The organism is Spirillospora sp. NPDC048824, from assembly GCF_043198455.1.
Taxonomy (GTDB): domain Bacteria; phylum Actinomycetota; class Actinomycetes; order Streptosporangiales; family Streptosporangiaceae; genus Spirillospora.
The window spans coordinates 155,171-180,473 of sequence record NZ_JBICUS010000004.1; the positions used below are offsets into that span (position 1 = coordinate 155,171).

The 25,303-nt window shown below is 71.0% G+C and carries 28 protein-coding genes; 21 read left to right on the top strand and 7 right to left on the bottom strand.

Going from position 1 to position 25,303, the window contains the following annotated elements; genetic code table 11:
• The first annotated feature begins 3 nt into the window (after positions 1 to 3).
• The 11 genes from ACGFIS_RS09785 to ACGFIS_RS09835 all read left to right on the top strand — a co-directional run bounded on the left by ACGFIS_RS09785 (position 4) and on the right by ACGFIS_RS09835 (position 9,650).
• Positions 4 to 342: a P-II family nitrogen regulator gene (locus ACGFIS_RS09785; RefSeq protein ID WP_132158442.1), complete on the top strand. Its 339-nt coding sequence runs from the start codon at positions 4 to 6 to the stop codon at positions 340 to 342.
• Positions 343 to 350: 8 nt separating this feature from the next.
• Positions 351 to 2,726, top strand: coding sequence for a [protein-PII] uridylyltransferase (locus tag ACGFIS_RS09790; protein WP_392901763.1), 2,376 nt, complete (start codon positions 351 to 353; stop codon positions 2,724 to 2,726).
• Between the two features lie 225 nt (positions 2,727 to 2,951).
• Positions 2,952 to 4,532, top strand: coding sequence for a signal recognition particle protein (gene ffh, locus ACGFIS_RS09795; RefSeq protein WP_392901765.1), 1,581 nt, complete (start codon positions 2,952 to 2,954; stop codon positions 4,530 to 4,532).
• A 243-nt stretch (positions 4,533 to 4,775) separates the two neighbouring features.
• Complete coding sequence (gene rpsP, locus ACGFIS_RS09800) at positions 4,776 to 5,276, top strand: 30S ribosomal protein S16 (protein WP_392901767.1); 501 nt, start codon at positions 4,776 to 4,778, stop codon at positions 5,274 to 5,276.
• Positions 5,277 to 5,278: 2 nt separating this feature from the next.
• Positions 5,279 to 5,521: an RNA-binding protein gene (locus ACGFIS_RS09805; RefSeq protein WP_392901769.1), complete on the top strand. Its 243-nt coding sequence runs from the start codon at positions 5,279 to 5,281 to the stop codon at positions 5,519 to 5,521.
• Between the two features lie 11 nt (positions 5,522 to 5,532).
• A complete protein-coding gene (gene rimM / locus ACGFIS_RS09810) occupies positions 5,533 to 6,045 on the top strand; it encodes a ribosome maturation factor RimM (protein WP_392901771.1) in 513 nt (170 codons plus the stop codon).
• Positions 6,042 to 6,911, top strand: a complete 870-nt coding sequence (trmD, locus tag ACGFIS_RS09815; RefSeq protein WP_392901773.1) for a tRNA (guanosine(37)-N1)-methyltransferase TrmD — start codon at positions 6,042 to 6,044, stop codon at positions 6,909 to 6,911. The genes rimM and trmD overlap by 4 nt, the downstream gene beginning before the upstream one ends.
• A gap of 118 nt (positions 6,912 to 7,029) precedes the next feature.
• Positions 7,030 to 7,380, top strand: coding sequence for a 50S ribosomal protein L19 (rplS, locus tag ACGFIS_RS09820; RefSeq protein WP_089312872.1), 351 nt, complete (start codon positions 7,030 to 7,032; stop codon positions 7,378 to 7,380).
• 234 nt (positions 7,381 to 7,614) lie between these two features.
• Positions 7,615 to 8,496, top strand: a complete 882-nt coding sequence (lepB, locus tag ACGFIS_RS09825; RefSeq protein WP_392901776.1) for a signal peptidase I — start codon at positions 7,615 to 7,617, stop codon at positions 8,494 to 8,496.
• A 114-nt stretch (positions 8,497 to 8,610) separates the two neighbouring features.
• Complete coding sequence (locus ACGFIS_RS09830; RefSeq protein ID WP_392901778.1) at positions 8,611 to 9,339, top strand: ribonuclease HII; 729 nt, start codon at positions 8,611 to 8,613, stop codon at positions 9,337 to 9,339.
• Positions 9,336 to 9,650, top strand: coding sequence for a DUF2469 domain-containing protein (locus tag ACGFIS_RS09835; protein ID WP_392901780.1), 315 nt, complete (start codon positions 9,336 to 9,338; stop codon positions 9,648 to 9,650). Before ACGFIS_RS09830 ends, ACGFIS_RS09835 begins: the two co-directional genes overlap by 4 nt.
• Positions 9,651 to 9,684: 34 nt before the next feature.
• On the opposite strand, the gene dprA is transcribed toward ACGFIS_RS09835, so the two are convergent.
• The 3 genes from dprA to ACGFIS_RS09850 are packed head-to-tail and all read right to left on the bottom strand — an operon-like array spanning position 9,685 to position 12,752.
• Positions 9,685 to 10,848, bottom strand: coding sequence for a DNA-processing protein DprA (gene dprA / locus ACGFIS_RS09840; protein ID WP_392901782.1), 1,164 nt, complete (start codon positions 10,846 to 10,848; stop codon positions 9,685 to 9,687).
• The gene (locus ACGFIS_RS09845) at positions 10,845 to 12,398 is read right to left on the bottom strand and encodes a YifB family Mg chelatase-like AAA ATPase (protein WP_392901784.1); all 1,554 of its coding nucleotides are present in this window, start codon (positions 12,396 to 12,398) and stop codon (positions 10,845 to 10,847) included. Before ACGFIS_RS09845 ends, dprA begins: the two co-directional genes overlap by 4 nt.
• Positions 12,399 to 12,752, bottom strand: a complete 354-nt coding sequence (locus ACGFIS_RS09850; protein ID WP_392901786.1) for a YraN family protein — start codon at positions 12,750 to 12,752, stop codon at positions 12,399 to 12,401.
• Between the two features lie 154 nt (positions 12,753 to 12,906).
• On the opposite strand from ACGFIS_RS09850, the gene ACGFIS_RS09855 reads away from it, so the two are divergent.
• Positions 12,907 to 13,830 (top strand): tyrosine recombinase XerC, encoded by a 924-nt coding sequence (locus tag ACGFIS_RS09855; RefSeq protein WP_392901788.1) that lies wholly within the window; start codon positions 12,907 to 12,909, stop codon positions 13,828 to 13,830.
• Positions 13,831 to 13,926: 96 nt separating this feature from the next.
• On the opposite strand, the gene ACGFIS_RS09860 is transcribed toward ACGFIS_RS09855, so the two are convergent.
• The gene (locus tag ACGFIS_RS09860) at positions 13,927 to 14,622 is read right to left on the bottom strand and encodes a murein hydrolase activator EnvC family protein (RefSeq protein ID WP_392901790.1); all 696 of its coding nucleotides are present in this window, start codon (positions 14,620 to 14,622) and stop codon (positions 13,927 to 13,929) included.
• 390 nt (positions 14,623 to 15,012) lie between these two features.
• Between ACGFIS_RS09860 and rpsB the strand changes: the two genes are divergently transcribed.
• The 5 genes from rpsB to ACGFIS_RS09885 all read left to right on the top strand — a co-directional run bounded on the left by rpsB (position 15,013) and on the right by ACGFIS_RS09885 (position 19,367).
• The gene (gene rpsB, locus ACGFIS_RS09865) at positions 15,013 to 15,978 is read left to right on the top strand and encodes a 30S ribosomal protein S2 (RefSeq protein ID WP_392901792.1); all 966 of its coding nucleotides are present in this window, start codon (positions 15,013 to 15,015) and stop codon (positions 15,976 to 15,978) included.
• A gap of 83 nt (positions 15,979 to 16,061) precedes the next feature.
• Complete coding sequence (gene tsf / locus ACGFIS_RS09870) at positions 16,062 to 16,898, top strand: translation elongation factor Ts (RefSeq protein ID WP_392901794.1); 837 nt, start codon at positions 16,062 to 16,064, stop codon at positions 16,896 to 16,898.
• Positions 16,899 to 17,139: 241 nt separating this feature from the next.
• Complete coding sequence (gene pyrH / locus ACGFIS_RS09875; protein WP_392902841.1) at positions 17,140 to 17,841, top strand: UMP kinase; 702 nt, start codon at positions 17,140 to 17,142, stop codon at positions 17,839 to 17,841.
• A 90-nt stretch (positions 17,842 to 17,931) separates the two neighbouring features.
• Entirely contained in the window at positions 17,932 to 18,489 is a 558-nt protein-coding gene (frr, locus tag ACGFIS_RS09880; RefSeq protein WP_392902844.1) for a ribosome recycling factor, read from the top strand.
• Positions 18,489 to 19,367: a phosphatidate cytidylyltransferase gene (locus tag ACGFIS_RS09885; RefSeq protein WP_392901796.1), complete on the top strand. Its 879-nt coding sequence runs from the start codon at positions 18,489 to 18,491 to the stop codon at positions 19,365 to 19,367. The genes frr and ACGFIS_RS09885 overlap by 1 nt, the downstream gene beginning before the upstream one ends.
• Here ACGFIS_RS09885 and ACGFIS_RS09890 read toward each other — a convergent pair.
• Positions 19,364 to 20,509 carry a suppressor of fused domain protein gene (locus ACGFIS_RS09890; RefSeq protein WP_392901798.1) on the bottom strand — a complete coding sequence of 382 codons (1,146 nt, stop codon included), beginning with the start codon at positions 20,507 to 20,509 and terminating at the stop codon, positions 19,364 to 19,366. The genes ACGFIS_RS09885 and ACGFIS_RS09890 overlap by 4 nt on opposite strands.
• Positions 20,510 to 20,623: 114 nt before the next feature.
• Between ACGFIS_RS09890 and rlmN the strand changes: the two genes are divergently transcribed.
• The 3 genes from rlmN (at position 20,624) to ACGFIS_RS09905 (ending at position 23,235) form a co-directional block, all read left to right on the top strand.
• Entirely contained in the window at positions 20,624 to 21,769 is a 1,146-nt protein-coding gene (rlmN, locus tag ACGFIS_RS09895; protein ID WP_392901800.1) for a 23S rRNA (adenine(2503)-C(2))-methyltransferase RlmN, read from the top strand.
• 62 nt (positions 21,770 to 21,831) lie between these two features.
• Positions 21,832 to 22,344: a DivIVA domain-containing protein gene (locus ACGFIS_RS09900; RefSeq protein ID WP_392970227.1), complete on the top strand. Its 513-nt coding sequence runs from the start codon at positions 21,832 to 21,834 to the stop codon at positions 22,342 to 22,344.
• A 63-nt stretch (positions 22,345 to 22,407) separates the two neighbouring features.
• Positions 22,408 to 23,235 (top strand): DUF1963 domain-containing protein, encoded by an 828-nt coding sequence (locus tag ACGFIS_RS09905; protein ID WP_392901804.1) that lies wholly within the window; start codon positions 22,408 to 22,410, stop codon positions 23,233 to 23,235.
• 76 nt (positions 23,236 to 23,311) lie between these two features.
• Here ACGFIS_RS09905 and ACGFIS_RS09910 read toward each other — a convergent pair whose 3' ends face one another.
• Together ACGFIS_RS09910 and ACGFIS_RS09915 are read right to left on the bottom strand one after the other, a co-directional pair.
• Positions 23,312 to 24,001 (bottom strand): hypothetical protein, encoded by a 690-nt coding sequence (locus ACGFIS_RS09910; protein ID WP_392901805.1) that lies wholly within the window; start codon positions 23,999 to 24,001, stop codon positions 23,312 to 23,314.
• Entirely contained in the window at positions 23,998 to 24,711 is a 714-nt protein-coding gene (locus ACGFIS_RS09915; protein ID WP_392970231.1) for an ATP-binding cassette domain-containing protein, read from the bottom strand. The genes ACGFIS_RS09910 and ACGFIS_RS09915 overlap by 4 nt, the downstream gene beginning before the upstream one ends.
• A gap of 160 nt (positions 24,712 to 24,871) precedes the next feature.
• Here ACGFIS_RS09915 and ACGFIS_RS09920 point away from each other — a divergent pair, with 160 nt between their 5' ends.
• Entirely contained in the window at positions 24,872 to 25,303 is a 432-nt protein-coding gene (locus tag ACGFIS_RS09920) for an HIT family protein (protein ID WP_392901809.1), read from the top strand.

Sequence of the window (25,303 nt, forward strand, 5' to 3'; positions counted from 1 at the left end):
GCGATGAAGCTCATCACGGCGGTCATCAAGCCGTTCAAGCTCGACGAGGTCAAGAAGGCCCTGGAGACCTTCGGGGTCAAGGGCCTGACCGTCAGCGAGGCCAGCGGCTACGGCCGGCAGAAGGGGCACACCGAGGTCTACCGCGGCGCCGAGTACCAGGTCGACCTGGTGCCCAAGCTGCGCGTCGAGGTCCTCGTCGAGTCCGAGGACGCCGACGACATCATCGACGTGATCGTCAAGGCGGCCCGCACCGACAAGATCGGCGACGGCAAGGTGTGGGCCGTCCCGGTCGACACCGTCGTCCGGGTCCGCACCGGCGAGACCGGCCCGGAAGCCCTCTGAGGCACCCGGTGACCCTCGCCGCCCCGCCGCCCGGAGACCGCGGCCCGGGCCGTCCCGGCGCCGGCGGCTCCGGGACGGCCGGGGACGTGGCCGACGCGGCCCGTGCCGCCCTCGCGGCGGCGCGGGCCGCGCGCGCCGCGGACCTGGACCGCTGGCTGGGCTCACTCCTCGCGGACCGCCACGTCCCCGGCGACGTGGCGCTCGCCGCGGTCGGCAGCCACGCCCGCCGCGAGCTGACACCCGGCGGTGACCTCGACCTCGTCCTCCTGCACCGCGGCCGCGCGGACGTCGCCGGCGTCGCCGACCGCGTCTGGTATCCGGTCTGGGACTCGGGGCTCCGCCTCGACCACTCCGTCCGCACCGTCCACGAGGCCCGCACCGTGGCGCGCGGCGACATGAAGGCCGCACTCGGGCTCCTGTCGGCCCGCCGGATCGCGGGCGACCACACGCTCGTCGACGAACTGCGCACCGCCGTCCTCACCGACTGGCGCGCCGACGCCCCCCTCCGGCTGGCCGAACTGGCGGCGATGTGCCGCGAACGCTGGGACGACCAAGGCGAACTGGCGTTCCTCCAGGAACCCGATCTGAAGGAGGCGCGCGGCGGGCTGCGCGACGTCCACGTCATGCACGCCGTCGCCGCGGCCTGGGTGGCGTCCGCCCCCGGCGCCCGGGTCCGGGCGGCCCACGACCTCCTGCTGGACGTACGGCACGTCCTGCACGAGGTCACCGGCCGGTCCACCGACCGCCTCGTCCTGCAGGAACACGAATCCGTCGCCCGGGCCCTCGGCCTCCCGGACGCGAACGTCCTGCAGCGATCGATCGCGGAGGCCGCCCGCACGATCACCTACGCGGCCACCCACCTGTGGCGCCGCGTGGACCGCTACACCAAGGCCCGGCCCCACCCATCGTCCGGCCCGGCCCCGCGGGGGGTGGAGCGGCGCGGTGTCGAGCGGCGGCCCGTCGGGGACGGCGCCGTCGAACACGAAGGCGAGGTCGTCCTGGCGCGGAACGCCGACCTGAACGACCCCGCGCTCGTGCTCCGCGTCGCCGCGGCCGCCGCCCAGGCGGGCCTGCCGATCGCACCCGCCACGGTCGCCCGGCTCGCCGAGCGCGCCGTCCTGCCGCGGACGCCCTGGCCCGCCGCCGCCCGCGACGCCCTCGTGTCCCTGCTCGGCGCCGGGCCCGCCGCCATCGGCGTCTGGGAGGCCCTCGACCAGGCCGGGCTGATCGTCCGGCTGCTGCCCGACTGGGAGCACGTCCGCAACCGCCCGCAGCGCAACCCGGTGCACCGCTTCACCGTTGACCGCCACCTGGTGGAGGCCGCCGCGGGAGCCGCCGCCCTCACCCGCGAGGTCGCCCGGCCCGACCTCCTCCTCGTCGGTGCCCTCCTGCACGACATCGGCAAGGGCCGGCCCGGCGACCACTCCGCCACCGGCGCCGTCATCGCCCGCGACATCGGCGCCCGCCTCGGCTTCCCCGACGACGACGTCCGGGTCCTGGAGACCCTCGTCCGCCACCACCTGCTCCTGCCCGAGACCGCCACCCGCCGCGACCTCGACGACCCGGTGACCGTCCAGACCGTCACCGCCGCCGTCTCCCGGGTGCCCGGCCGCGAACGCGAGATCATCGACCTCCTCGCCGCCCTCGCCATCGCCGACGGCAACGCCACCGGACCCGCCGCCTGGGGTGCCTGGAAGGCGGGCCTGGTCGCCGAACTGGCCCGCCGCGCCGCCGCCGCGCTGTCCGGCGGAACACCGCCGCCCGCCCCCGCGCTCGGATCCGATCAACTGGCCCTGGCCCGCCACGACGGCGCCGCCGTCCGCGTCACCGGATCGCGCATCACCATCGCAGCCCCGGACCGTCCCGGCCTTCTGTGGCGCGCCGCCGGCGTCCTGGCCCTCCACCGCCTGGCGGTGAAGACGGCCCGCACCATCTCCTCCCCGGAAGGCTCCGGCGGGACGGCCGTGCTGGACTTCACGGCCGTGCCCGAGTACGGGACGCCGCCGGATCCGGCCAGCCTGGAGGCGGATCTGCGGCGCATGCTCGCGGACCGGCTCGATGTGGCCGACCGCCTCGAACGCCGCGCCCGGTCGGCGCGGGTGCGTCCGGGCGTGACGGTTCCCCCGCCCCGGGTGATGATCTTGGACGACGCGTCCCGCACCGCCACCGTCGTCGAGGTGCGCGCACACGACCGCCCGGGGCTGCTCTGGCGGATCGGGCAGGCGCTGGGCGCGAGCGGCCTGCAGGTCCGCGCGGCGCAGGTCGACACCCTCGGCGCCGAGGCCGTGGACGTCTTCTACGTGGTGGACGAACATGGCCGCCCCCTGGACGACCCCGCCGCCCTCGAGACCGCCCGCGTCGAGGTTCTGGCGGCCCTGCACTAGCTTCGCAGCCCTGCACCGACTTCACCCGCTCGTAGAACACGCACCCGTCTCCGCCGGGCCGCCCGGGAACAGGATCGTGCTCGGGGCCGGAGGAGTGATCCAGCCCGGGAACGATGCGATATGAGCGCCTTCCCGGAACGGGCTCGGCGAGAGGGGTGGGGCTCGGCCGGTGACCCGATACGCTGATAGGCGATCCCAGACGCTTTCCAAGGACGGTCCAGACACGTGTTCGAGACGCTCTCCGACCGGTTGACGACGGTCTTCTCGTCGCTGCGCAGCAAGGGCCGGCTCTCCGAGGCCGACATCGACGCCACGGCCCGCGAGATCCGGATCGCGCTACTTGAGGCCGACGTCGCGCTGCCCGTGGTCAAGGACTTCATCGCGGAGGTCAAGGAGCGGGCGCGAGGCTCGGAGGTCTCGCAGGCGCTGAACCCGGCACAGCAGGTCGTCAAGATCGTCAACGAGGAGCTCATCAACATCCTCGGTGGCGAGACCCGCCGGATCAGGCTGGCCAAGACCCCGCCCACCGTGATCATGCTCGCGGGCCTTCAGGGGGCGGGCAAGACGACCCTCGCGGGCAAACTGGCCCGGTGGCTGAAGCAGGAGGGCCACGCGCCGATGCTCGTGGCCGCCGACCTGCAGCGTCCCAACGCCGTCCAGCAGTTGGAGATCGTCGGCCAACGGGCCGGGGTGCCGGTGTTCGCGCCCGAGCCGGGCAGCGGCGTCGGCGACCCGGTGGACGTGGCGCGCCGGTCGATCGACCAGGCGCGGCAGGCCCAGCACGACGTCGTCGTCATCGACACCGCGGGACGTCTCGGCGTCGACACCGAGATGATGCAGCAGGCCATCGACATCCGGGACGCCGTCGACCCCGACGACGTGCTGTTCGTCGTCGACGCCATGGTCGGCCAGGACGCGGTCAACACCGCCCAGGCGTTCATGGACGGCGTCGGCTTCGACGGCGTCGTCCTCACCAAGCTCGACGGCGACGCCCGCGGCGGCGCGGCGCTCTCGGTCCGGCACGTCACCGGCCGGCCGATCATGTTCGCCTCGACGGGCGAGAAGCTCGAGGAGTTCAGCGTCTTCCACCCGGACCGCATGGCGGGCCGGATCCTCGACATGGGCGACATCCTCACCCTGATCGAGCAGGCCGAGCAGGCGTTCGACGCCGAGCAGGCCGAGAAGATGTCCAGCAAGTTCGCCTCGGGCGAGGACTTCACGCTCGAGGACTTCCTCGAGCAGATGATGATGATCCGCAAGCTCGGCCCGATCGGCAACCTGCTCGGCATGATGCCGGGCATGGGGCAGGTCCGCGATCAGATCAGCCAGATCGACGACAAGGACCTGGACCGCATCGCCGCGATCATCCGCTCGATGACTCCCCAGGAACGCTCCCAGCCCAAGATCATCAACGGTTCGCGGCGGGCCCGCATCGCGAGCGGTTCGGGCGTCGCCGTCGGCGAGGTCAACAGCCTGGTCACCCGGTTCTTCGACGCGCAGAAGATGATGCGCCAGATGGCCGGCGGGATGGGCATCCCCGGCATGCCCGGCGGACGGAAGAAGGCGACCAAGGCGGCGAAGGCGTCCAAGAACAAGAAGGGCAGGCAGCGCAGCGGCGACCCGCGCAAGCGTGCCGGCAAGGACCGGCAGGACGACCGGCAGCCCGCGGCCGACGGCATGCCCCAGGGGCTGCCCCCCGGTCTCGGCGGTGGTCCGGGCGGCCTTCCTCCCGGTCTCGGCGGCCAGCTCCCGCCCGGCCTGCAGATGCCCGACCTGAGCAAGCTCCAAGGCCGCAAGAAGAAGTGACCGCGCTCGTCCGGGGCTCGGGGGCCGGGTGATGGCGGCCGAGCCCGCCGGTCCCGGACACGGCATCGCGCGATTGCGCTTTTACCGCCATCGTCTGGCAGAATGATTGGCTGGAAACCCGGAATCGTGAGGCGCCCTCTCTCGTCCTGCGCGGCCGGAGTCCATCGGGCGGCCGTAGGCCGGTGTTCCCCACCTGGCACGGGCCCGCCCATCCTGTAATGAAGTCTGGAGTACACCACACCCGTGGCAGTCAAGATCAAGCTCAAGCGTCTGGGGAAGATCCGGAACCCGCAGTACCGGATCATCGTCGCCGACGCCCGCACCAAGCGTGACGGGCGCGCCATCGAGGAGATCGGGCTCTACCAGCCCAAGCAGGAGCCGTCGCTCATCAAGATCGACTCTGAGCGGGCCCAGTACTGGCTCGGCGTCGGCGCGCAGCCGACCGAGCCCGTCCGCAACCTGCTGAAGATCACCGGCGACTGGCAGAAGTTCAAGGGCGAGCCGGGTGCCGAGGGCACCCTCAAGGTCGCCGAGCCGAAGGCCGACAAGAAGGCCGCGTTCGAGGCCGCCGTCAAGGAGTCGATGGGCGACGTCGAGGCCGCGGCCCCCGCGACCAAGGGCAAGAAGAAGGCCGAGCCGAAGAAGGCCGAGCCGAAGAAGTCCGAGGCGAAGGCCGCCGAGAAGTCCGCCGACAAGTCCGAGGCGAAGGCCGCCGAGACCACCGAAGCTAAGAGCGAGGGCTGACAGTGCTCGAAGAAGCGCTCGAGCACCTGGTCCGCGGGATCGTGGACAACCCGGACGACGTCCGGGTCCGCGCCCGCCGGATCCGGGGCGGCCGGGTCCTCGAGGTGCGCGTGCACCCCGAGGACCTCGGGAAGGTCATCGGCCGCAGCGGTCGCACCGCCAAGGCCCTGCGCACGGTGATCAGCGCCCTTTCCGGTGGTCGCTATGTGCGCGTTGACCTGCTCGACGTCAACGAGGTCCGCTGAGTGGCGTTCCGATGAGCGAACCGCTCGTGGTGGGACGGATCGGACGGCCGCACGGCGTCCGCGGTGAGGTCGCCGTCGATGTCCGTACGGACGAACCGGAATCCCGGTTCGCCGAGGGCACGCAGATCGTCACCGACCCGCCGGCCACCGGCCCCCTCACCATCGAGCGTGTCCGCTGGCATTCGGGACGCCTGCTCGTGCGCTTCGCCGGGATCGGCGACCGCGGTGCCGCGGAGGAACTGCGCGGCACCTGGCTCGTCGTCGACCCCGGTGACATCCCCCCGTCCGCCGACCCGGACGACTTCCACGACCAGGAACTGATCGGCCTCACCGTCGTCACCGCGGACGGCACCGACGTCGGCGAGGTCGCCGACGTCCTGCACCACGGCCAGGACCTCCTGGTCGTGCGCGGCGACGCCGGCGAGAAACTGGTCCCGTTCGTGGCGGCGCTCGTCCCCGAGGTGGACGTCCCCGGGGGGCGGCTCGTGATCGACCCGCCCCCCGGACTGCTCGACCCATCATGAGACTCGACATCGTCACGATCTTTCCCGAGTACTTCGCCGCCCTGGACATCTCGCTCATCGGCAAGGCCCGCCGGGGCGGCCTGCTGGACGTGCACGTCCACGACCTGCGCGACTGGACCCACGACCGGCACCGCACCGTCGACGACACCCCGTACGGCGGCGGCCCCGGCATGGTCATGAAACCTGAGCCCTGGGGCGAAGCCCTCGACACCATCGCCCCGCCCGCACCGGGCCCGCACGCCTCCGGCGCCGGACCGGTGTCCTCACCACCGCGGCCCTCGGGCGAACCCCCGACACCCCCACCACCGCCCGACCCGCTGCCGCGGCTGATCATTCCGACGCCGAGCGGGCGGCCGTTCACCCAGGCCGACGCGGCCCGTTACGCCGCCGAACCCTGGCTGCTCTTCGCCTGCGGCCGCTACGAAGGCATCGACACCCGGGTCGCGGCGGAAGCCCGCACCCGGATGCCCGTGGACGAGGTCAGCCTCGGCGACTTCGTGCTCGCCGGCGGAGAGGTCGCCGTCCTGGTCATGGTCGAGGCGATCGGGCGTCTCCTGCCCGGAGTGCTCGGCAACGCCGACTCGGTCGCCGACGACTCCTTCGCGCCGGGCGCCATGGAGTCGCTGCTGGAGGGCCCCGTCTACACGAAACCACCCGTCTGGCGTGAGCGTCCCGTCCCGGACGTCCTCCTGTCCGGACACCACGGCGCGATCGCCCGCTGGCGGCGCGACGAGGCGCTCCGCCGCACCGCGCGGCACCGGCCCGAACTGCTCGCCCGACTCGCACCGGAGGACCTCGACACGCGGGATCGCGCCGTGCTGCGCGAGGCCGGTTTTCCGGTTGACGGCGAAGGTATGGCAGACTGAAGCGTTCGTGCGTCCAGTTCGCACGGCACCCCACGACCACTTTCCGCGGCGCGACGCCCCCACCGAAGACCCACTGGGGCCTCTCGACGCCCGCGTTCGACCATGAGGAACCGCAGCGATGCACACCCTGATCCAGGAGATCGAGAAGGCCGCGATGCGCGCCGACGTGCCGGACTTCCGTCCGGGCGACACGCTGAAGGTGCATGTGCGTGTCACCGAGGGCAACCGGAGCCGAATCCAGGTCTTCCAGGGCGTGGTGATCCGGCGGCAGGGCGGCGGCGCCCGTGAGACCTTCACCGTCCGCAAGGTCAGCTACAGCGTCGGCGTCGAGCGGACGTTCCCGATCAACAGCCCCTCCATCGACAAGATCGAGGTCGTCACCCGCGGCGACGTCCGCCGCGCCAAGCTCTACTACCTGCGCAACCTGCGCGGCAAGGCCGCGCGGATCAAGGAGAAGCGCGACCACTGAGCCCCTCTTCCTCCGCCGCCGAGACCGCGATCCGTGTGCCCGCCGAGGATGAGAAGGACTCGTTGAGCGGATGAACCACGACGCCCCGGGAACCCGTAACGGTGACCGGGGCGTCGGGCGTTCCGGAGGGAGCCGGCCGGCCCGGCCGCCGGCGACACGCCCACTGGAGGCGTCCCGTGGGCCCCGCGCCGCTAGGCTTTCGCTCTGATGACTGACGAGGACGATCGGAGAGACGTGCGATCCGAAGCCGAGGGCGCGGTGCCCGAAGAGAAGGAGCCCGTGGACTCGGCCGAGGAGACGGGCGAAGACTCCGAGGACGACGGCGAAAAGAAGAAGAAGCAGGGTTCGTTCTGGAAAGAACTCCCCGTCCTCATCGTGGTCGCCGTCGTACTGGCCCTCGTCATCAAGGCATTCGCGGTTCAGGCGTTCTACATTCCGTCCGGTTCCATGGAGAACACCCTCCAGGTCGGTGACCGCGTCCTCGTCAACAAGATCGTTTACCATACCCGGGACATCGCGCGCGGCGACGTCATCGTCTTCAACGGCCTCGACTCCTGGGACCCGGAGGTCCAGGTCGAGGAGCCCGGCAACCCGGTGTCCAAGGTGCTACGCGCCATCGGCACCGCCTTCGGCGTCGCGCCGAACGAGAAGGACTACATCAAGCGCGTCATCGGCATCCCCGGCGACCGCGTCAAATGCTGCGACGCCAAGGGCCGGGTCACCGTCAACGGCGTTCCTCTGGACGAGAGTTCCTACCTCTACACCGACCCGATCACGCACGAGCGGAACAAACCGTCCAACGACCCGTTCGACGTCACCGTGAAGCCGGGCCAGCTGTGGGTCATGGGCGACCATCGCGAACTCTCCTACGACTCCCGCTCCCACCGGAGCGACCCCGGCGGCGGCACCATCCCGGTCGACCGGGTCATCGGCCGCGCCTTCGTCATCGTCTGGCCTCTGGACCGCATCGGCACCCTTCCGATCCCCGATACCTTCGAACAAGGCGGCCTGCAGAAAACCGCTTCCGCTGCCCTGCCCGTCACCCCCTACGCGCTGGGTGTCATGTGCACCCTGCCCCTAGCCCTCTTCATGCGCCACCGCCGCCTGCAGACCTGACCCGCACTAACCCGGCCACCCGCATCGGCTTCACGGGTCCTCCGGAAGTCGGGGACATGTCGGAACGGGGCGTTCGGGGCGCGGCGGGAGGTTGCGGGGACGTACGCTGCGGGCATGAAGGGTCGTCCGCTTCGCTTCACGCCGCGCCGCGACGCGGGGATGCACGCGTATGAGCGTGTCCTGGATCATGCCGGGTTCAGCCCCGTCGCCGGCGTCGATGAGGCGGGGCGGGGCGCGTGCGCGGGGCCGCTGGTCGTCGCGGCGGTGATCCTTCAGGGGGGTCGGCGCAGGATCGACGGCCTCACCGACTCCAAGCTGCTCACTCCCGCGCGCCGCGAGGAGCTGTACGCGGAGATCACCGAGCGCGCGTACGCGTGGAGCGCCGTGGTCATCCCCTGCCACGACATCGACCGGATCGGCCTTCACCACTGCAACGTCACCGGAATGCGGCGGGCTCTGGCCGCCCTGGACAAGCGGCCCGCGTACGTGCTCAGCGACGGGTTCCCCGTGCCGGGCCTGGATGTTCCCGGGCTTGCGATGATCAAGGGGGATCAGGTCGCGGCCTGCGTGGCGGCGGCCTCGATCATCGCGAAGGTCACCCGGGACCGGATCATGGTGGCTCTCCATGAGCGGTATCCGGACTACGGGTTCGACCTCCACAAGGGGTATGTGACCCGTGCGCACGGCAGGGCGCTCGCCGCGCACGGACCTTGTCCGGAGCATCGTTTCTCCTACGTCAACGTCGGGCGTGCCTTGCGTAACAATGGAGAAGTGGACGTGGAGTTGGAGGAGACCGAAGGGGAGGTCCCCGGCGAGGACCGCACGGAAGGGGCACGGGCGTGAGCGCGGAGGATCTCGAGAAGTACGAGACCGAGATGGAGTTGCAGCTCTATCGCGAGTACCGCGACGTCCTCGGGCTCTTCGGTTATGTCGTCGAGACCGAGCGGAGGTTCTATCTCACCAACTCGGTCGACCTCCAGGTGCGCAGCGCCGACAACGGCGAGATCTTCTTCGAGGTCACGATGCAGGACGCCTGGGTCTGGGACATGTACCGTCCTGCCCGCTTCGTCAAGAACGTGCGTGTCGTCACGTTCAAGGACGTCAACGTCGAAGAACTCGCCAAGAGCGACTTCGAGCTTCCCTCGGATCAGTGATGGGGCGGCGCCCGCTTCGACTGTCGTGAGTGCTTCATTCCGTGTACCCGGACGGCTTCTCGCGGGGGGCCTTCGCGGACTTGGTGAGGCGCCAGCCGGCGGGCGCGCGTTCGACGAAGCCGGCGGCGGCCAGCAGCCCCAGCTTGGCGTTGACCGCCGTCAGGTCGACGCCCGCCTTCACGGCGAGCTGGGCGGGGCCGGTCGCCCCGCGGGAGGGGAACGCCTCCAGCACGGACCGGGTGACCGGTTCGAGACGGTCGCGAGGCAGCACGGGTGTGTGCGGGGGCGGGGCGAGGTCGGCGCCGATGCGCCCCACGGCCTCGATGATCTCCTCGGTGCGGGTGATGAGGGTGGTGCCCTCCTCGCGGAGCAGCCGGTGGCTGCCGACCGATGACCGGCTGGTGATGGGGCCGGGCACGGCCATGACGACGCGGCCGAGCCTGGCCGCCCAGCCGGCGGTGTTGAGGGCGCCGCTGCGGGCCTCCGCCTCGACGATGAGCGTCCCCCGGGACAGGGCGGCGATGACACGGTTGCGGACGAGGAACCGGAGGCGGTGCGGGTGGGTGCCCGGTGGGGACTCGCTGACCAGGAGGGAACGGTGGGCCATCTCGGCGAAGAGGCCCTCATTGGACGCCGGGTAGGGGACGTCGACGCCGTTGGCGAGGACCGCGACGGTGGATCCGTCCGCGGCCAGGGCGCCGCGGTGGGCGGCCGCGTCGATCCCGAGGGCGCCGCCGGAGAGCACCGTCCAGCCTTCGTCGGCCAGGTCCGAGGCGAAGCCGGCGGCGGCGCGCAGGCCGTACGGGGACGCGGCGCGGGAACCGACGATGGCGACCGAACGCAGGCATCCGTAGCGCAGGTCCCCGGGGCCGCGCAGCCACAGGGCGTAGGGGCGTCCGCCGCCGAGGTCGTCCAGGGTCGTCGGCCATTCGGGGTCTCCCGGGCAGATGAGGCGCCCGTTGAACCGGGCGCAGACGGCCATGTCCTGATCGGGCTCCGCGGCGATCAGCCGGATCCGCCAGTGGCCGAGCCGCCGGATCTCCTTGGCGTCGGCGGACAGGCCGCCGGGGAGCCCGCCGGTGCGGATCGATTCGAGCGCCCGCTCCGGGCCGGAGTGGTCGATGATCCGGTTGAGGAAGGTGTCGCCCGGCTCCGCCACGGCGGTGAGGGTGGCGCGGGCGGTTCGCTCATCGCTCATTGGCGCCCCGCCGACCACAGGGTGAGCGCGCCGCCGACGTCGTCCGGGCCGGGTTCGTCGTGGCCGGACAGGTCGGCGATCGTCCAGGCGACCCGCAGGATGCGGTCGAGGCCGCGCGCGCTGAGCGTTCCTCTCTGCAGGGCTTCGTCGGCGCCGTCCATCGCCTCCGAAGGGGGCGTGAAGCGGCGCCGCAGCTCCGGCCCGGGGATCTCGGAGTTGGAGCGCCACGGGGTGCCGGCCAGGCGCCTGAGCGTCCGTTCCCTGGCGAGCAGGACGCGTTCGGCCACGACCTTGCTGGATTCGGCGAACTCCAGGTCGTAGCGGAGTTCGGCACGGCTCGCCGGCGCCAGTTCGAGTTTGAGGTCGATGCGGTCGAGCAGCGGCCCGGACAGGCGGGAGGCGTATCTGCGGCGGATGCCGGGCGCGCAGGAGCAGTCGACCTGCTTGGCCGCGGCGCACGGGCACGGGTTCGCCGCCAGGACGAGCGTGAACCGCGCCGGGAAGCGGGCCATGCCCTCGATCCGGTTGATCCGCACCTCGCCCTCTTCGAGAGGCTGGCGGAGGGCGTCGAGCGTTCCCGCGAAGAACTCCGGGGCCTCGTCCAGGAAGAGGATCCCCCGGTGGGCGAGGGACACGGCGCCCGGCTGCAGGGCGCGGCCCGAGCCGCCGCCGACCATCGAGGCGCGTGACGCGGTGTGGTGCGGCGCGTAGAACGGAGGCTGGGTGATCAGTGGCTGGCCGGGCCGGAGGCTCCCCGAGAGGGAGTGGATCGCGGTGACCTCCAGCGCGATGTCGGGCTCCAGGGGCGGCATCAGCGTCGGCAGCCGTTCCGCCAGCATCGTCTTGCCGCAGCCCGGCGGGCCGGCGAAGAAGAGATGGTGCCCTCCCGCGGCGCTGATCTCCAGCGCCCTGCGCGCTTCGGCCTGCCCCCGGACGTCGGCCAGGTCGAGATCGGGCGGGATGTTCAGCCGCCGTAGGGCGAACCCGTCCGTGGGAGGGGGAGGGTCGCGATCCTCGTCCTCCTCCAGGGGAGGAGGCTCGTCGCGCAGGATGCACAGAAGGCCCCGCAGCGTGCTCGCCGACACCACTTTCATGCCCGGGACGAGTTCCGCCTCGGCGGCGTTCGCGCGCGGGACGACGACCGTGTGGCAGCCTTGATTGGCCGCCGCCAGGACGGCGGGCAGGATGCCCTGGATGGGACGCAGGCGGCCGTCGAGGCCGAGCTCGCCGATCAGCACGAGGCCGGCGCACGCCCGGGCGGGGACGGCCTCCGCGGCCGCGAGCAGGGCGACCGCGATACTGAGATCGAAGGTAGATCCCTTCTTCGGCATGCTCGCCGGGCACAGCGACACAGTGACGTGCCTGTTGGGCCAGTCCTCGCCGGAGTTGAAGATCGCGGCGCGGACCCGGTCGCGGGCCTCGCTGAGCGCCGTGTCCGGGAGGCCGACCAGGTGCAGGCCCGGGACACCGCTGGTGATGGCGGCCTCCACGTCCACCAACAAGCCGTCCACCCCGACGAGGGACACCGAGCGGGTCTTCGCGAGGGTCATCTAGCACACCTCCCTCAGGTGATCGATCGAGAAGCCGTCGCCGTCGGTGACGAGGCCGAGGACGTCCACCCGCACGGGCGCGCCGGTGACGCCGTGGGCGGCGGCCCATCGCCAGGCCAGCCGCCTCAGCCGGGCCGCCTTGTCCTTGGTGATCGCTTCGAGGGGGTCGCCGAAGCGGGCCGAGCCGCGGGTCTTCACCTCGCAGACGACGTGGCCGCGTCCGTCATGGGCGACGATGTCGAGTTCGCCCTCGCGGCACCGCCAGTTGCGCTCGATGATCGTCCAGCCGAGTTCGAGCAGGTAGCCGGCGGCGGCGTCCTCACCGCGCCGGCCGAGAGTGATGTGGGCGTTCATGGGCCTCACCTCCGGAGTCCGACGGTGCCGGAGCGTCACGATCCGTATCTGGAGAACGACCTCCTGTGGATAACTTCGGCGAACATCTGCGGCGATTCGCTCGAAACGGTCTGCGGTGCTTGCTTCGGCCTGCAGGCTGGCGGAGCGTGACGCTGTGACCAATGCGCTTCAGGACGCCGTCTCCGACTTCGAGCGGCATCTGCGCGCCGAGCGCGGCGTTTCGCCGCATACGCTGCGGGGCTATCTCGGTGATCTGAGCGACCTGACCAGGTACGCCGCCGACGTCGGCGTGACGGAACCCGCAGGCTTGGACGTGCCGCTGCTGCGTGCCTGGCTCGCCCGCCAGCACGCTCTCGGACGATCCCGCGCCACCCTGGCCCGCCGGACGGCCGCCGCACGCGCATTCACCCGGTATCTGCACCGGCGTGGCCTGCTCCAGGACGATCCAGGCCTACTGCTCGGCACCCCCAAACGCCACCGTGACCTGCCTGGCGTGCTCACCCAGGACGATGCCGCACGTCTGCTCGACACCGTGGACGCCCAGGGCCCCGTGGGGCTCCGCGATCTGGCCGTCCTGGAGACGCTTTATGGGACCGGCGTCCGGGTCAGCGAACTCTGCGGCCTCGACATCGACGACCTGGACACCGGCCGCGGGACGGTACGCGTCCTCGGCAAAGGCGGACGGGAACGCACCGTCCCCATGGGCGAACCCGCCGTCCGCTCCGTCCAGGACTGGTTGCGGGCGGGACGGCCCGCACTGGTGACCGCGGACAGCGGCCCCGCCCTCTTCCTGGGGGTTCGCGGGGCGCGCCTCCACCCGACCAGTGCGCGCCGCATCGTCCACGAACGGATCTCCCAGGTCGGCGAAATGCCCGACCTGAGCCCGCACGGGCTGCGCCACACTGCGGCCACCCATCTGCTTGAAGGCGGAGCCGACCTGCGGAGCGTCCAGGAGATCCTCGGCCATGCCTCCCTGCAGACAACGCAGATCTACACCCACGTCTCTGCGGAGCGGCTCAAACAGGTCCACCGGCAGGCACATCCTCGCGGCGCACTGGCCGGCGAGGCCGGAACCTGAGCGCTCGCCCGGCACACGACCGCCCGCAACAGCCTCCTCGCACCGTGCCGAGCCGCCGCCCGACCCACATCGCCTTGGTGTGGGCGGGGGACGGGGTCACGGGGTGCGACGCAGGCGGCGTTCACGGGACAGGTCGACGACGCCGGGGGGCGGACGGCGCCGGCCGCGCAGACGGTAGCGGGCGCGGGTGCGGCGCCATGCGAAGGCCACCGCGAAGGCCAGGACCATGCCGGTCAGTCCGCCGCCGGTCGCGGTGGTGGCGTCGCGCAGGGTCATCCTCGGCTCGGGCGCAGGTGCGGGAGTGCGGTGGGTCGCCGACGGTGAGGGGCTCGACCAGAGGGGGAGCAGGCGGACCTGGCGCTGGACGAGACCGAGCGGGTCCAGGTAGAGGGAGCCGCGGCGCAGCCCCCAGTGCAGGCACGACGCCGGGCAATGGACCGGGCCGCCCTCCAGGACGCCGATCCGGGTGCCGGACACGACCCGGCGGCCCGCGCGGACACTGGGACGGACAGGCATGTAGGTTGTGCGCAGCGCTCCGTGATCGATCGCGATGACGCCGCGTCCCGCCAGCCGGTCGGCATAGGAGACGCGCCCTGGGGCGGCGGCGTAGACCGGCTGCCCCGGATGGGCCGCGAGGTCCACGCCACGGTGGCCCGGACCCCACGCGGACGCCGGCGGAGAGAAGGCCCGGACGACCGTGGGGACGGGTGGTCCCAAAGGCCACCGCCAGGCGTCCAGGCCCGGCGCCCCGGTGGCGATCACGCAGGTGAGGAGCATCGTCAGCAGCGTCATGAACCGAACCCTGCCGGTCCGGCGCCCGGTTCGCGGCCGAGCCCGCGAACTGTGGATAACTCCCGCGACCGTTGATTCCCGGACGCCTCCGCGCCCTGATAATCTGTAAGGGTGCCCGAGAGGACACCGGCCAGGCCAGGCCGTCCTTGATCCGTCCCCAGGGCGGAGAGATGAGAAGCCGCTCCCGGTGAGCGGAGGAGTCACAGACTCGGGAACGGGTCACAGCCGCCTGGGGTTCCCCGGCGGCTGATTTCACGCGTCCGCATGCCACCGCAGACATGGTGGGGCGCCGTCCCTCGGTCCGTCGCAACGGCGACGGTGGGACGACACCCGGGCGTAGGCAGATAACCAAATGCGGCCCAGCAGGGCCAGAGAAGGAGAGCACGGGCAATGGCACCCGTCGTAACCATGAGGCAGCTCCTTGAGAGCGGCGTCCACTTCGGCCACCAGACACGCAGGTGGAACCCGAAGATGAAGCGCTTCATCCTCACCGAGCGCAACGGCATCTACATCATCGACCTGCAGCAGTCGCTGTCCTACATCGACCGCGCGTTCGAGTTCGTCAAGGCCACGGTCGCCCACGGTGGGACGATCCTGTTCGTCGGCACGAAGAAGCAGGCCCAGGAGTCCATCGCCGAGCAGGCCACCCGGGTCGGCATGCCCTACGTCAACCAGCGCTGGCTGGGCGGCATGCTCACCAACTTCTCCACCGTCCACAAGCGGCTCACCCGGCTCAAGGAGCTGGAGGAGATCAACTACGACGACGTGGCCGGCTCCGGCATGACCAAGAAGGAGCTTCTCGGGCTGCGGCGCGAGAAGGACAAGCTGGAGCGCACCCTCGGCGGTATCCGCGACATGGCGAAGGTTCCGAGCGCCATCTGGATCGTGGACACCAAGAAGGAGCACATCGCGGTCAACGAGGCCAAGAAGCTCGGCATCCCGGTCGTGGCGATCCTCGACACGAACTGCGACCCGGACGAGGTCGACTACCCGGTCCCGGGCAACGACGACGCCATCCGCAGCGTCAGCCTGCTGACCCGCGTCGTCGCCGACTCCGTCGCCGACGGCCTGATCGCCCGTGCGGGCGCCGCCCCCGGTGGCGACGAGAAGCCGGCCGAGGGCGCCGCGGCCGCCGGCGCAGCCGAGCCGCTGGCCGAGTGGGAGCGCAACCTGCTGGAGAACAAGCCGGCTGAGGATGCTGCGGAAGCTCCGGCGGAGGCTCCCGCGGAGGCCGCGGCAGAGGCCCCGGCGGAGCCTGCGGCGGAGGCCGCCGCAGAGGCTCCCGCCGAGCCCGCCGCGAGCTCCGAGGCGCCGGCGCAGGAGGCCCCGAAGCCCGCCGAGGCCGAGCAGGCTTGATCCCGTGGTCCGGCGGCCCCCGCCCGGGCGCCGCCGGACCGTCGCGGGTCCAACGACCAACGACGAGAGAAGCGAAGAGAGCGATGGCTAACTTCACCGCCGCTGACGTCAAGCGGCTGCGCGACCTGACCGGCTCCGGCATGATGGCCGTGAAGAACGCCCTCACCGAGGCGGACGGCGACTTCGAGAAGGCCACTGAGCTGCTGCGCCTCAAGGGCGCCAAGGACGTCGGCAAGCGCGCCGAGCGCACCGCCGCCAACGGACTGGTCGCCGAGCACTTTGCGAGCTCCGGTGACGGGGCGCTCCTCGAACTCAACTGCGAGACCGACTTCGTCGCCAAGAACGAGCAGTTCATCGAGCTGGCGAATCGCCTGGTCGAGTTCGCCGCGGGCAGCGGCGCCGCCGACGCCGCGGCCCTGCTGGCCGTCGAGATCGAGTCCGGCAAGACCGTCCAGGCGCTGATCGAGGAGAACAGCGCCACGATCGGCGAGAAGGTCGAGCTGCGCCGCTTCGCCCACTTCCAGGGCGCGTACGTGGCGAGCTACCTGCACAAGTCCGACCCGTCCCTGCCGCCGACCACCGGCGTGCTGGTCGAGCTGGACGCCGAGAACGCCGAGGTCGCCAAGGACGTCGCCCAGCAGATCGCGGCGATGGCCCCCAAGTACCTCACCCGCGACGAGATCCCCGCCGAGGTGGTCGAGAAGGAGCGGGCGCTCGCCGAGCAGCTCACCCGCGACGAGGGCAAGCCCGAGCAGGCCATCCCCAAGATCGTCGAGGGCCGTGTGAACGCCTACTTCCGCGACTTCGTGCTGCCGGAGCAGGCGTTCGTGAAGGACAGCAAGAAGACCATCGCGAAGGTCCTCGACGAGGCCGGCGTGAAGGTCGTGCGCTTCGCCCGGTTCAAGGTCGGGCAGGCGTAGGGGCACTCTGGAGACGGGTACCCGACAGATACCGCGAAGCAACGAGGAGGCCGCCGACGTGCCGGACAAGACGACCACAAGCGCGACGGCGGCCTCGTCGTCCGATCGGGGCGTCGCCGAACAGGGCGCGTCCGACCGGAACGGGTCCGGCGGCACCTCGTCCGGTCCGCGTGAGACCGGTGGGCGCGAGACCGGCCGGCAGGCATCCGTCCAGCATGCGCCGCGCGCGGGCTGGAAACGGGTGCTGCTGAAGCTCTCGGGGGAGGCCTTCGCCGGACGAGACCCGCTCGGCATCGATCCCGAGGTCGTCCAGCATGTGGCGGAGGCCATCGCCGAGGCCGTACGTGACGGTGTGCAGGTGGCGGTCGTCTGCGGCGGAGGCAACATGTTCCGCGGTGCCGTCATGGCCGAGCGCGGCATGGACCGCGGCCGTGCCGACTACATGGGGATGATCGGCACCGTCATCAATTGCCTGGCCCTGCAGGACTTCCTGGAGAAACTGGGCCTCGACACCCGCGTGCAGACCGCCATCACCATGAGCCAGGTGGCCGAGCCGTACATTCCGCGGCGTGCCATCCGGCACTTGGAGAAGGGCCGCGTCGTCATCTTCGGGGCAGGCCTCGGACAGCCGTTCTTCTCCACCGACACCACCGCCGCCCAGCGCGCGCTGGAGATCGGTGCAGAGGCCGTCCTGAAGGCCACTCAGGTGGACGGTGTCTACGATGCAGATCCAAGAAAGAATCCAGACGCGGTCAAGTTCGACCGTTTGGATTACGGTGAAGTTCTACAGCGGGGTCTGAAGGTCATGGACGCCACGGCCATCAGTCTCTGCATGGACAACGTGCTCCCCATCGTGGTCTTCGACCTCATGGGGCAAGGCAACATCGTCCGGGCCGTCCGGGGTGAGAAGATCGGCACGCTGGTCAGCCCGGCGGAGGGCTGACCACAGCCCTCGAACCGCAATGCGTGACGCGGCACGGAACGCAATGTGGAACGGTAGGACCAGGGCCGACCAGATGACATGGGAGTCACAGTGATCGACGAGACCCTCCTCGAAGCCGAGGAGAAGATGGAGAAGGCGGTCGCGGTCGCCAAGGAGGACTTCCAGGCCATCCGCACCGGCCGAATCACCCCTGTGATGTTCAACAAGATCACCGTCGAGTACTACGGGACGCCGACCCCGATCAACCAGCTCGCGTCGTTCACGCTGCCGGAGCCGCGGATGGTCATCGTCCAGGTCTTCGACAAGTCGTCCATGCAGGCGGTGGAGAAGGCGATCCGCGACAGCGACCTGGGCGTGAACCCCACCAACGACGGCAACGTCATCCGGGTGGTCTTCCCCGAGCTGTCGGAGGAGCGCCGGCGGGAGTACGTCAAGGTCGCGGGCGGCAAGGCCGAGGACAGCAAGATCGCGATCCGCAACGTCCGCCGGCGTGCCAAGGACACGCTCGACAAGCTCGCCAAGGACGGCGACGCCGGCGAGGACGAGGTCCACCGTGCCGAGAAGGAGCTCGACGACGTCACGCACCGCTACGTGGCGCAGATCGACGAACTGCTCGAGCACAAGAAGGCCGAACTGCTCGAAGTCTGATGAAAAACGATGACGCCGGGGAGCCCTCGGGTTCCCCGGACGAGCCGGCGGCCGAAGGCAAGCGCGAGAGCAAGACGGGCCGCAACCTCCCGCTCGCCATCGTCGTGGGCGCCGCTCTCGGCGCACTGACGCTGCTCTCTCTCTACACGGTCAAGGAGATCTTCCTTGCCGTGATGATCGTGTTCCTCTTCCTCGGGATACGTGAGCTGACCGACGCATTCAAGAGCCGCGACATCGGCGCCCCGTTCATCCCCGTCGCGACGGGCATGGTCGGCACACCGGTCGTGTCCTACGTGTGGGGGCCCACCGCCACGGTCGCGGCGGTCTCCCTCACGGTCCTCGCGTTGCTGATGACGCGGATGATGGAGGGCGCCGACGGGTACGTGCGGGACGTCGCCGCCGGGGCGCTCCTGACCGGCTATCTGGTGCTGATGGGCGGGATCGTCGCGCTTCTCATGCGTCCGGACGACGGCGACCACCGCACCGTCATCTTCGTCGCCATCACCGTCGCCAGCGACATCGGCGGCTACTTCGCGGGGTCGTTCCTCGGCAAGCACAAGATGGCGCCCACGATCAGCCCGAAGAAGACCTGGGAGGGCGTCACCGGCTCGGCGGTCATGTGCATGATCGTCGGCGGCTGGCTGGTGTGGTGGCTCCTGGAAGGCGGACAGGTCTGGCAGGGGGTGCTGGTCGGCCTCGCCGCCGTGGTCACCGCGACCGCGGGCGATCTCGTCGAGTCGATGGTCAAGCGGGACCTCGGGATCAAGGACATGGGAACGCTCCTCCCCGGGCACGGCGGAGTGATGGACCGCCTGGACTCCCTGGTCGCGACGGCCCCCGTCGTCTGGCTTCTCCTGGAACTGTTCGTTCCGAGCTAGGAGATCACCCAGGAACGGTCCTGCTGGGCGAGACGCCGGATGAGCGCGTCCGAACCTTCGTTCTTGGCGTAGCGGTGCTCTTCTCCGGTGATGGGGACCAGCCACAGCCACCGGACGGGTTCGTCGTTGACGGTCAGGCCGGTCAGCCCGGGGGCCGCAGGGCCCGCCATGCGGCTCGGATCGTCCAGAAGGAGCACGCCCTCCCACTTCACCTCGTCGTTGCCGAGAGGGAACGTGCGGGCCTCGTGGTACCACTTGACGACGTCTCCGGGGGCGAACCACGTCACGGAGCGCCACGGGTACTGGGCCAGCCAGGGGAAGATGCTGCCCGCGCGCTGGCTGGGCAGAGTGCTCGCAACGGCCAGTTCGATCCGTCCGTATGGGGCGACGTCGTCCTCGTACAGTTCGACGGTGGGCATCCGTTGGCGGCACATTCCGATCGTGCTCAGCACGGTGAACTCGCGGTCGCCGCGTGCAGGACGTTCGGACACACCCACGGTCGGGGCCACGCTCGTACGTCCGCTGCCCAGGTGCCGGCCGACATCGTGCCAGTAGTGGCCACCGGGCCCGAGCCGCTGCAGCAGGTGACCGAGCACCGACTGCTGGAACTCCGCCCAGGAGCCGTCGGCGCGGCACAACTTCCAGTGCTCGCGCGCCCGGTCGATGCGAGGCCCGAAGTCCTCGATCTCCTCGTCCAGGGGGAAGGCGAACGGGCTCTGCCGCGTGGCGTCGCGGGCGTAGCCGGGAATGCCGCGTCCCATGTCGGACCAGCCGGGGATCACGAAAAGCGGGTCACCGGCCTCAAGGACGGCCACGCCGTCGCCCTCCTCGAACCAGACGACCTCCAGGCTCTCGGCGTCCAGGGCCTGCCGTCCGGCCGGGTGGCGGACATGGGATTCGGGCAGGAGCGGGGCACGGCCCGCGTCCAGGCGTGACTGGTCCAGTTCCGGTGGGGCCTTGCGGTGGTTCCCGACCCAGGCCGCCCCGACCACCGAGTCTCGCGCGTCCTTCAGGTAGGCGGCCGTGACGTCACCGTCGGTCTCGATGGTGAGCCGCCGACTGCCGTACGGGCTGGCCGCGGCGTGGACGACCGTGGCCGCGGATCCCCGGGACGAGGCGGAACCCCTACGCAAAACCGACATGATCGAGACCTTAGTCGCAGACAAGGTCATGTGCAGGAATGTCGTAGTACGGGTAAAGATGCGTAGCCCTGGACGGACGAGGCACGGGCCGGTGTTTGCGACACTGGAGGGACCATGTCTACGACCCAGCCCGCCGCCACCGGCTCCGCGCCCGAGAAGACGCCGGCGAAGCTCGTCTTCGCCGCCCCGAGGCGCGGCAAGCCGCCGAGGCACCTCGCCGACCTCACCTCCGCGGAACGCCGTGCGGCGGTCGCCGAGCTGGGGGAGAAGCCGTTCCGCGCCGACCAGCTGTCGCGGCACTACTTCGCCCGTCTGGTCGACGACCCGGCGAAGATGACGGACTTGCCCGCCGCCGTCCGCGAGCGTCTCGTGTCCGAGCTGCTGCCGCCGCTGCTGACCCCGGTGCGTGAGATGGACTGCGACGGCGGCACGACGCTGAAGACCGTCTGGAAGGCGTTCGACGGCGTGCTCTTCGAATCGGTCCTGATGCGCTACCCGGACCGCGCCACGATGTGCGTCTCGTCCCAGGCCGGATGCGGCATGAACTGCCCGTTCTGCGCGACCGGCCAGGCAGGGCTCACCCGCAACCTTTCCACGGCCGAGATAGTCGAGCAGGTCGCCGCCGGCGCGCGCGCACTGGCCCGCGGCCGCATCCCAGGCGGTCCCGGCCGTGTCTCCAACATCGTCTTCATGGGGATGGGGGAGCCGCTGGCCAACTACAAGGCCGTCATCGGCGCAGTGCGCCGCATCACCGATCCGGCACCTGCCGGCCTGGGCATCTCCCAGCGCTCGGTGACCGTTTCCACGGTCGGGCTGGTGCCGGCGATCGAGAAGCTCGCCGCCGAGGACATGTCCGTGCGGCTGGCGGTGTCCCTGCACGCACCCGACGACGAGCTCCGCGACGACCTCGTACCCGTCAACAACCGCTGGAAGGTCGCCGAGGTCCTGGACGCCGCCTGGGCCTACGCAGGCCGCAGCGGCCGCCGCGTGTCGGTCGAGTACGCCCTCATCAAGGACGTCAACGACCAGGCGTGGCGGGCCGATCTTCTCGGCAGGCTCTTGCGCGGGAATCTCGTACACGTCAATCTGATCCCGTTGAACCCAACGCCGGGTTCCAAGTGGACCGCTTCGCGGCCCGAGGACGAGCGCGAGTTCGTCCGGCGCCTCGAGGCCCACGGGATCCCGGTCACGGTGCGCGACACTCGGGGCAGGGAGATCGACGGGGCCTGCGGCCAGCTGGCCGCGGCGACCAACGACTGAGCGCGCCGCGGGCGTGTCCCCTGGCGCCCCCGCGGCCGCGAGGATGCGGGCTGAGGAGCACGGTGCCGGTGAAGACGGGTGCGCGGCTGCCGGTGGTCTTGCGAGGCTACGACCGTGACCAGGTGGACGCGCTGCTGCGAAGGATCTCGCAGGCGCTGAACGGCGGACCGCGGATGTCCGCGGACGAAGTGCGGGAGACCCGCTTCGACGTCGTCCTGCGCGGCTACGAGCCCCGCGCCGTCGACGAACTCGTGCGCGAGTGCATCCGGGAACTGCAGGCCTTGGCGCCGATCGGCGAGCGTCCCGGCCGTCCCCGCGCGCAACCGGCCTGGTTGATCAACTGGATCCAGAACGCCCGCTTCCCGGGTGCGGGCCTGCGGTCCGGCTACGACGTCCGGGACGTGGACGCGTTCCTGGACCGCATCGTCGCCGGCCTGCGCGGCATAGCGCCCCCGGTGACCGCCCGCGACGTGCGGGAGAGCGCGTTCCGCGTCGTCCGGCTCGGGCCCGGCTACGACGAGCAGGAGGTCGACCGCTTCCTGCTGCAGCTCGCGAGCGCCCTCGAACGCCGCTGACGAAGTTATCCACAATTCCGCCGGACGCGGCGGGCCGCCATCCCGCCGCGTAACGCTACGTGCATGGAACATTTCGCGGCGGCCCACCGCCGGCTCCGGTCCCTCTTCGCCGCCTTCCTGGCCCCCGAGATCATCGCCGCCCTGCTGCCCCTGACCAGGCCGGCGCTGAGGCTCGGTCCCGAGGGCGACGTGCCCGTCCACCTCGGCGGCACCCCGATGCTGCCGCCCGGCAACCCCTGGCCGCAGTGGGACGGCCGCCCCCTCGACTTCCTCGGTGCGATCGACTTCGCCGCCCTCGTCCGCTTCGGCGAGATCGCCGGCGTCCCCCCGTCCGGCCAGGCCGCGTTCTATTACGCCAGCGAAACCCCCCGCCCCTGGGGCGACGCGGCCGCGCAGCGGGACGGCTGGCGCGTCTTCACCGGCGAGCTCCAGGGAGCCGCCCCGCCACCGGGCGCCTTGACGTATCCCCAGACGCGCCTGTTCGCCACCCCGTTCCTCTCCCTGCCCTCACCCCAGGAGCCCGCCGTGCGCCGCCTGGAGGACGTCTACACGGGCGTCGTGTCCGTCTACGAGCAGCTGCACGCCGCCTGGTCGCAGCACAGTTGGCCCGACGACATGCCCGCCCACCAGCTGGGCGGCTGGCCGTCGCTCGTTCAGCGCCCGATCGGCCCCGACTGCCTGTACGCCTCGACGGGCCGCCCCCTGGACTCCCTCACGCCCCCGCCACTGTCCCCGGATGAGCAGAGCGCCGTGGAGGAGTGGCGCCTCCTGCTCCAGCTCGACTCCGACCACCGTCTCGGCTGGTACTGGGGGGATCCCGGCCGCGTCTACTTCTGCGCCCGCCCGAACGACCCTCTGGAACGAACGTGGCTGACCCTGCAAGCCAGCTGAGGACGGTATGCGCTCTGCCCGAACCCCGCGACCACCGCGCGGGGGGGGCGGGCGTGATGCTTCGCAGAGACGGGGTTCAGGGGCGGTGGCGGGCGGCTGCGATGTAGGCGGCGCCGGCGATCGCGGACCAGAGTGCCAAGTGGAGGGCGATGGCGGGGAAGTCCGAGGTGAACTCGCTGGGGCCGCCATGCGCTGCGCGGAGCCACTCGATCATCGGGACGGAGAGCCAGGCGAACCGTCCGATACCGAGGAGCAACAGGGCCGTGACAGCACCCAGAAGCGTCAGCAGGGAGACAACGGGATCGCGGATCAGCGCCCGGCTCGTCCACGCGCCCACCAGTGTGGCCGGGACGGCGACGAGGAGGTTGAGCGCACAACCCACCCAGATCGCCTGCCCTGGCGAACCCACCTGAAGCGCCTGCAGGAGAGGAACCGCCAATGCGACGACGCCCAGGCACATGTTCACGCCGTAGGCCGCGAGCAGCCCCGCCCACGTGGGCCTGGAAGGGCGGCGTGCGGCGGTGGCGGTCAGCGCCCGCTGTTCGTCCGGCTGCTTGTCGAGGAGGGCGCGCGCCGCCCAGGCCCAGATGGGGAACATGAACGCCGCCACGTCCCCGAGCGTCCCGACGGCGAGGCCGGCGGCGTCCGGGCCGCCCGGTCCCTGGATGAGGACCAGCACCACGGCCAGTGCCACGACGATCAAGGGCTGCAGGACGCGCAGCGAACGGACGTAACCCGCGACCTGGAACCGGACGAGCGCGATCACCGCTCGGGCCTCCGCACCCGGTAGCCGTCCGCGCGCAGCTTGCTCTCCAAGGTCTCGGCCTCCTCCTCGGGGACCTCGACCTCCAGCAGGGTCCATGAGGTGCCCGTCGAGGTAAGGCCGGTCACCGTTCCGTCGGCCACGTGCAACCGGTCGACGCCGGGGAGGCCTTCGATGCTGCGCTGGTGGTCGCTGACGACCACGGTGGTGCCTCCGGCCGCGAGTTCGGAGATCAACGCGGGCAGCGCGTCCCTGGTCGCCGCGTCCAGCCCGGCGAACGGTTCGTCCAGGACGAGGAGATCCGGGGACCCCATGAGGGCCTGCGTGAGGCCGACCTTCTGCGCGCTGCCCTTCGAAAGGTCAGGAAGCCGCACATCGAGGAGGTGGTCGCACCCGAGCCGCCGCACCCATGCGCCGACGGCGTCCCCGGGGACGCGGCGTATGGCGGCCATGTGGCCGAGGTAGGTGCGGACGGTGAACGGCTGGTCCACCGGGAAGCGCTCGGGCGCGTATCCCACCCGGCCCGGCCTGTCTTCGACGACGCCCCTGCCCGGCCTGCGCAGGCCGGCGATAACGCGGAGCAGAGTGGACTTCCCTGCGCCGTTGCGCCCGGTCACCTCGGTGACGCCGCCGGGAGGAAGTGACAACGTGACGTCCCTGAGCACCCAGGGGCTTCTCCGGCGATAACGAAAGGCCACACCTTCCAACCGCATGAGACCCGCAGGGTAGTGCCCCGCACGTAAGAACCCCGTTAACCACCGGGCCTCGCCCGCCGCCCGACGACTGCCCGCCGCCCGACGACTCGCCCGCCGCCCGACGACTCGCCCGCCGCCCGACGACCCGTGCCCCTGGGGGCGGGGGAGAATGGTTGGTATGGGTGGTGCTGCGGGTTGTGTGTTCTGTGAGATCACTGAGGGGAAGAGGTCGGCGCATGTGGTGATGGACGCGCCGGACGCCCTGGCGTTTCTGGATACGCGGCCCCTGTTCAAGGGGCACACGCTGCTGATACCGCGCATGCACCTCGAGACGCTCACCGATCTGCCCGCCGATTCGCTCGGCGCGTTCTTCGAGCATGCGCAGCGGCTCGCGGCCGCGATGGAGTCGGTGCTCGGTGCCGCCGGGTCGTTCGTGGCGATGAACAACCGGATCAGTCAGAGCGTCCCGCACCTGCATGTCCATGTCGTCCCGCGCAACCGCAAGGACGGGCTCCGCGGATTCTTCTGGCCGCGTCAGAAGTACGACTCGGATGCCGAGGCCGCCGAGTATGCCGCGCGTCTGTCCGGCGCCGCCGCCGGCCGAGAATGA